General features: G+C 56.2%; 7 protein-coding genes, 1 pseudogene and 1 riboswitch. Of the genes and pseudogenes, 6 read left to right on the top strand and 2 right to left on the bottom strand.

Annotated elements, in window-relative coordinates:
- The 3 genes and pseudogenes from AACS18_RS03565 to AACS18_RS03555 all read left to right on the top strand — a co-directional run.
- A pseudogene (locus tag AACS18_RS03565) lies at window positions 1-306 on the top strand (7-carboxy-7-deazaguanine synthase QueE); the annotation flags it as partial.
- Window position 307: 1 nt separating this feature from the next.
- The gene (locus AACS18_RS03560; RefSeq protein WP_005337126.1) at window positions 308-538 is read left to right on the top strand and encodes a DUF3820 family protein; all 231 of its coding nucleotides are present in this window, start codon (window positions 308-310) and stop codon (window positions 536-538) included.
- Window positions 535-1,110 (top strand): cob(I)yrinic acid a,c-diamide adenosyltransferase, encoded by a 576-nt coding sequence (locus AACS18_RS03555; RefSeq protein ID WP_100646101.1) that lies wholly within the window; start codon window positions 535-537, stop codon window positions 1,108-1,110. The genes AACS18_RS03560 and AACS18_RS03555 overlap by 4 nt, the downstream gene beginning before the upstream one ends.
- A gap of 69 nt (window positions 1,111-1,179) precedes the next feature.
- Here AACS18_RS03555 and AACS18_RS03550 read toward each other — a convergent pair whose 3' ends face one another.
- Complete coding sequence (locus AACS18_RS03550) at window positions 1,180-1,584, bottom strand: H-NS family histone-like protein (protein ID WP_108613709.1); 405 nt, start codon at window positions 1,582-1,584, stop codon at window positions 1,180-1,182.
- Between the two features lie 302 nt (window positions 1,585-1,886).
- Window positions 1,887-2,058: riboswitch (Lysine riboswitch) on the top strand.
- A gap of 88 nt (window positions 2,059-2,146) precedes the next feature.
- Here AACS18_RS03550 and AACS18_RS03545 point away from each other — a divergent pair.
- Entirely contained in the window at window positions 2,147-3,727 is a 1,581-nt protein-coding gene (locus tag AACS18_RS03545) for a Na+/H+ antiporter NhaC family protein (RefSeq protein WP_108613708.1), read from the top strand.
- Between the two features lie 91 nt (window positions 3,728-3,818).
- Complete coding sequence (locus tag AACS18_RS03540) at window positions 3,819-4,400, top strand: thymidine kinase (protein ID WP_005337121.1); 582 nt, start codon at window positions 3,819-3,821, stop codon at window positions 4,398-4,400.
- A gap of 78 nt (window positions 4,401-4,478) precedes the next feature.
- Here AACS18_RS03540 and AACS18_RS03535 read toward each other — a convergent pair whose 3' ends face one another.
- The gene (locus AACS18_RS03535; protein ID WP_108613707.1) at window positions 4,479-5,816 is read right to left on the bottom strand and encodes a flavohemoglobin expression-modulating QEGLA motif protein; all 1,338 of its coding nucleotides are present in this window, start codon (window positions 5,814-5,816) and stop codon (window positions 4,479-4,481) included.
- A gap of 158 nt (window positions 5,817-5,974) precedes the next feature.
- Between AACS18_RS03535 and AACS18_RS03530 the strand changes: the two genes are divergently transcribed.
- Window positions 5,975-6,430, top strand: coding sequence for a YbjN domain-containing protein (locus tag AACS18_RS03530; RefSeq protein WP_005337119.1), 456 nt, complete (start codon window positions 5,975-5,977; stop codon window positions 6,428-6,430).
- Window positions 6,431-6,613: the final 183 nt, after the last annotated feature.

Raw genomic sequence — 6,613 nt, 5'->3', positions numbered from 1 at the left:
AGCGAGATCAAGACCCATGAGCAGACCTGGGTGACCGTCTCCCCCAAAATTGGCATGAAAGGGGGGCTGCCTGTGCTGGTCTCGGCGCTGGAACGGGCCAACGAGATCAAGCATCCGGTGGCCACCGAGCACCATATTGAAGAGCTGGATGCGCTGCTCGCTACTGCTACCCTGTGCCCTGATGTGGTCATTGCCTTGCAGCCGATCAGCCAGAAGCCCAGGGCCACCCAATTGGCGATGGATACCTGTATCGCGCGTAACTGGCGGCTCTCTATCCAGACTCATAAATATCTGGATATCGATTAATATGGATTGGCTATCCGACGAACAGGTGCTGCTGACTCTGACCAACAAGATGCCTTACGGTAAATATCAGGGGCGACGTATCATCGATATTCCCGAGCCCTATCTGGTGTGGATGGCGCGCAGCGGTTTTCCGGCGGGTAAATTGGGCCAGACGCTGGCGTTGGCTTACGAAATCAAACTCAATGGACTCGAGTCCATGATTATTCCCATTATTAACAGGATGTCGGTATGAGAATATATACGAGGCAGGGCGACAAGGGCATGACCCGGCTGGCCGATGGTATCCCATTGCCCAAGGATCATTTGCGGGTCGAGACCTACGGTTATATCGATGAGCTCAACTCCCATATTGGTTTGTTGATTTGTGACGTCCCATCGCAAGAGGTCGGCTTATTGGCTGATTTACAGCTGTTGCAACAGGAGTTGTTTGATCTGGGGGGCGAGTTGGCATTCTCCAGCGACGCCCAGAATGAATCAATTTGGCAAGTTAATGCCGCCTGGACCACTCGCCTTGAACAGCAGATAGATCGTTATAGTGAGCCATTGCCGCCGCTGCGCCAATTTATATTGCCCGGTGGTTCCCGTGCCGCGGCGCAAGCGCATGTGGTGCGTACTCTGGTGCGTCATTGCGAGCGCTTGCTGCTGACATTGAGCCGGGAAGAGCGGGTCAATCCCGAGGTGCTGCCCTATCTGAACCGGATGAGTGACTGGTTCTTTACCGTTGCCCGCTATCTCATCTGCGTAGCAGGGGATCGTGAAGTGCTGTGGGTCAAGGCAGCAGATCGCCCGCAATCGGCTATCTGATATGTCACATTTAAGCGGCAATAAAAAACCTCGCCTTGGCGAGGTTTTTTATTAGCAACGAGATTGAGATCAGATAGCAAAGTCTTCCAGTGATTTGCCTGCTGCCACTGCGCTGGCAATAGCCGAAGGCATACGGCCCAGGCCGGTCCAGGTTTTCTCTACGCCATTATCCTGATAGCGATATTTGGCAGGACGTGGCGCCCGCTTGGCTTTTTCTGATTTGCCGGGGTTGGTGGCGACAGCGCTTACCAATTCTGCCGGATCAATACCGGCGGCTTTAAGCATTTCGCTATATTCGTTAATTTTCCGCAGATGCTCTTCACGGGCCTGACGCTCGGCAGCTTCATCCTGCTGACGTTCAGTAACGATAGTAGAGAGTTTTTCCAGTGCCTCTTCCAGTTGTTCCAGAGAAAGCTCGCGGCAGGTCGCACGCAGACTGCGGATATTAAGCAGTACCTTTAAAAATTCATTCATAGGAGTTACCACGTCGAGTCAGAGAAAAATATTATGTTCCAGCAGATTCTTGCTTGGTGATTTAAATAAGTCAAGCCGGGTTAAATATAATATCCGTGGGGAACATCAATACAGATATTTAATATGGCCTGCAATAGGCTTGGTGATTGGATGCCAATGAAGCCGCAGTAGGTGAAAATAGCGTCAAAGCTGGCGTTGTTGCATCATTTGACTACCATTTTCCGACCTTGATATGTTTATCGTGACTATTTAATCAAAAAACTTGCTATAAGCTGCCATCTCGATAAAATGTGAGGCGAATACCTTTAAGTAGAGGCGCGCTGCCTATGAGTATTTGTGCGGAGGGTGATGCCTGTGATGCACAAGGAAAGGAGTCAGCGCCGAAGTGGCCAGGCCATCATACCGGGCTGCTGGTTCTGCATCTAATAGGTGCAGGACTGCCATAGTCATCCACTATGGAGCGCTACCTGAAGGGGCTGAGGAGTATGACCTCCCCATAGGTTTTGTTTCTTTAGATCCTCTCGGTAGATCTCCACCTGTAATCTTTAGGTGCAAAGAGATCATGGACATTAGTCATTTCGCCGACTCCGGTTGGTCCGTTCTTCCCCCCCTGTTGGCTGTCGCGCTGGCTATCATGACCCGCCGCGTGCTGCTGTCCCTTGGTGTGGGCATCGTCACCGGCAGTTTGCTGCTCAATCAGTTTTCACCCCTCGAATCCCTGCATTACATGTTGAATACCGTGCTCAAGATCTTCTGGGTCGATGGTGCGCTCAATCGTGACAACGCCAACATGATCCTGTTTATGCTGCTGCTGGGTGGCCTCATCAGCCTGATGAGCGTCTCCGGGGCGACCCGTGCCTTTGCCGAGTGGGCCGAGCGACGTGCCAAGACCCGCAAGGGCGCCAAAGCCCTGACTGGCATGATGGTGTTTGCCTTCTTTATCGATGACTTCTTCCACAGCCTGTCGGTGGGGGCCATCTGCCGTCCGGTGACCGACCGCTTCCAGATCTCCCGTGCCAAATTGGCCTATCTGCTGGACTCCACCGCGGCGCCGGTCTGCGTGCTGATGCCCATCTCCTCCTGGGGCGCCTATATCATCGCCCTGGTGGGCGGCATCATGGCGGCCCACGGTCTGACCGAGCAGAGCCCCATCGCGGCGTTTGTCGAGATGATCCCGATGAACCTCTACGCCGTCTTCACCCTGATCATGGTGCTGGTGGTGATTGCATTCCAACTCGACATCGGCCCGATGCGTCAACACGAAGCGTGGGCGCTGGAAGGCAAGCTGTGGGATGAGTCCAAGGGCCGCCCCATCGGTCTGGATATGGAGAGCCCGGAGGAGAGCAACGGCGGCATGATCGACATGGTACTGCCGATCCTGACCCTGACCGCCGCCACCATCTATTTTATGATCGATTCCGGTGCTGCGGTGCTGAGCGAGAAAGGGCTGCCGTTCAGCGTGCTCGGCTCGTTCGAAAATACCAACGTCGGCTCTTCGCTGGTCTACGGTGCCCTGTGCAGTCTGGTGGTCTCCATCGGTCTGGCGATGCGCCTGAAGCTGGGTGCCAAGAACTGGATCAAGGCCGCTCCGCAAGGCGTCATGGCCATGCTGCCAGCCATCAACATCCTGCTGTTTGCCTGGACCATAGGTGCCGTGGTGCGCGACGTGGAGACCGGCAAGTACCTGGCTTCGCTGGCTAACGGCAACCTGCCGATCGAAGTGCTACCTGCCGTGGTCTTTATCCTCTCCTGTGCCATGGCGTTTGCTACCGGTACCAGTTGGGGTACCTTCGGTATCATGCTGCCGCTGGCCGGTGACATGGCCGCCGCCAGCGACATCAGCCTGATGCTGCCGATGCTGGCGGCGGTACTGGCTGGCTCGGTGTTCGGGGATCACAGCTCACCCATCTCCAGCACCAGCATCCTCTCTGCCACCGGTGCCGGTTGCCATCACATCGATCACGTGATGACCCAGCTGCCTTATGCGCTGGCCATCGCCTTCGGCGCGGCCATGGGTTACCTGGCGATGGGCTTGATGCACTCCAGCCTGGCCGGTTTCAGTGTCAGTGCCCTCTGGTTCGTGCTCTTTACCAGCTATCACCTGAAAAAGGCCAAAGCGCGGCCAGTGCTGGCAGCCGCATAACATTTATAGAGCAAGGGGCCCGCGGGCCCCTTGGTTTTGTCAGGGGCTTTGGTTAGCATGCGCCCCATAAATTCAGTTTCGGAACAGTATCATGGCTTCACTGCACTACAAATTTGCCACCATGAATTCAGGCAAATCCACCCAGCTCATTCAGGCGCACTTCAACTATCTGGAGCGGGGCATGCATCCTCTGGCGATGACGCCAGCCATCGATGACCGTTTCGGGGTCGGGGTGATCAGTGCCCGGGTTGGCCTTGAACTGAAGGTGGACGTGTTCAGCGACAGCTGCGATCTGTTTGAAATGGTGAAAGAGCGCCATGCGAAGAAACATATCGATGTTTTTATCGTGGACGAGGCCCAGTTCCTGACCCGTGAGCAGGTCTACCAGCTGGCCCGCATCGTCGATGAGCAGGATATTCCGGTGATGGCCTATGGCCTCAAGACCGATTTTCGCGGCGAGCTGTTCCCCGGTTCCTACCATCTGCTCTGTCTGGCCGACAAGTTTGAAGAGCTGAAGAGTATCTGCTGGTGTGGCAACAAGGCTCACATGAATTCCCGGGTCAACGAAGCGGGTCAGGTGATGCGTGATGGCGAACAGGTGGAGATCGGCGGCAACGATCGCTATGTGTCACTCTGTCGCAAACACTATCTGGAAGGTCGGGCCTACAAGTAAGTCGGCTGCGATATTTGAATCGTCGAGAAGGGCGCCAATCTGGCGCCCTTTTTCTTTTCCTGCTTGCTTCTCTGCGGTTCAGTCAATCTCGATATCCACCGGTGCGATGATGGGGTCGGCCACCGGCAGGCGTTGAAACAGCTGGCGAAAATGATGCTGTACCCGACCGATATCGACCAGTGACATGCCGGAGGCAAAACCGAACCAAACGTAGAGGCCGGTGAGATCGCGAAACATCGGCGGCAGGTAGCGGGGGGCGGCAATCAGCCCCTCCAGATAGTGCTGATAGAGCACCGGAATATCATCCAGCGTCACCTTGCCGACAAACAGCATCGGCAGGATCTCGGGTACCCCTTCCAGCACGGCGCTGCGGATAAAGTTGACCGTCTCCACATAGCCACGCACGTAGGAGAGATCCTTGGTAAAGCAGGCACCGCCGCCCACCATGCCGCCACGAAAGACCCGCTGAGTGATCTTGTAGGCGTCGTGCTCGCTGGTGCCCTGCTGCACGAAATGCTGAAACACCTCGATAAAATCGGCGCCGCGCTCGGCCATGTCGATGGCCATCACCCGATCGGAGATGCGCTTGGCCCGATCCGGAAAGGAGCTGAAGGTGAGGGTCTCTATCAGGACGGCCAACCCCTCCTGACAGGCGGTGATCCGCGGTGAACCGGCGCTCAGCCAGGTGGCATAGGGCTGCTGGCGACCGTTGAGGGTGGTGCCGACATGGACCCACCCCTCGTGTACCTCCAGCACCTGCAAGTCCAGCTCGGAGAAACGGGCGTGGGAGTTGAGCTTGATGTAGTCGCCACCAGCCGCGGCATCGGAGACGATGCCATCGCTCAGCTTCACCTGCACAGTGCCGTCACTGAAGTAGCTCGACAGCTTGCCCTGCAGTTTGACGACCGCGGCTTCTCCTTCGAACTCCTTGGGGTAGGGGCGCACCAGATGGCGCGCGCCGGGCAGGGAGAAGATATCGCACAGGCGGGCGCCCAGCTCCTTGAGGGTCTTGCGATCCCCACGCAGGTGATCGCTGGCAGAGCCATAAAGCAGCTGGCTGTAACGCTGAAAATCGGGTTGGCCGCGCTGGCGCAGCATCTCGATCACCACCATGTACTGATCGACCGTCTCTTGCAGGATCCGGCCAAGATCGTCCTGTGGCCCCAGTTTTCTGCGGATCCGGTCCCGCAGCTCCTTGAGCTCCAGATACTTGTTGCGCGGATCGAAGCCGAGGGGGAGGGCATCATAGAAGTGCCTGTCGATAGCGGGCAGCTCCCTGCCACCGCTTGCCAGAAAGCGATCCTGCAGATGGCGTGGCCATTTGATGGCATCCAGAATGCGGATGGGTTTTTGCAGGGTGAGCAGCTCATCCGAGAGTGATTTCAGATGAAGGCGATACTTTTCTTGGATAGTCATGGGGCCCCCTGTGGGGCAAGCGTCATCGTGGATTTGGCTGAGTATATGCATAGCGCTTGCCAAAAAGAAGCGAGCCGCAGGGTTATCGGGTTGGCGTGCTTTTTGTTGATAGCAAATTGGTTTAGACTGCGCCCCTTGATCCCAATCTTGTCGTGGAAATGATGAATATCCCCAGCTCCGAAATGATAATGCGTTGGTTGCAACAGGCTCGTATCGAGCACTATGTCTGCGACCAGTGTCACGGTATCCACATTGTCTCTTTGCAGTCGGTCGATGGTATTCAGGAGAGCCGGATCTTCGTGGAAGAGGAAGGCCTGCTGTTCTCCTCCGAGCTGGAAGTGCGCCCCTCCGCAATGCTGCCGCTGGTTGCCGAACTGGGCCGACTCAATATGCAGTACCCCTCCCTCAAGGTGTTCCTCGATATCATCGATGACAACCTGCCGCGGCTGGTGGTCGGCCACACCGTCTTTACCAAGGCCGGACTCAGCGTCGAGCAGTTCCTGCTGTTCGTGCAAAGCACCATCGCTGCCACCCACGAACTGGTTGCTGAATGCGAACGTTCCGGCTTCCTCAACCTGCCGGAAATCCAGGTTGCACCGGAATCTGTGCATTAAGTGTTCGAACGGTTCGCCAGGTGAAAAAAGCCGTTGACGCGGGCGGGGCTTTCCCCTAAATTACGCCCCGTTCCAGCGCAACAGCGTAGCGAATACTGTGTTGGCTGAACACGTTAAACCACAGACCAAAATTTGGTGAGGTGTCCGAGTGGCTGAAGGAGCACGCCTGGAAAGTGTGTATAC

The organism is Aeromonas sp. HMWF015 (genome assembly GCF_963878965.1).
Lineage (GTDB): Bacteria > Pseudomonadota > Gammaproteobacteria > Enterobacterales > Aeromonadaceae > Aeromonas > Aeromonas veronii.
This window is presented reverse-complemented; position numbering and strand designations above follow the sequence as displayed.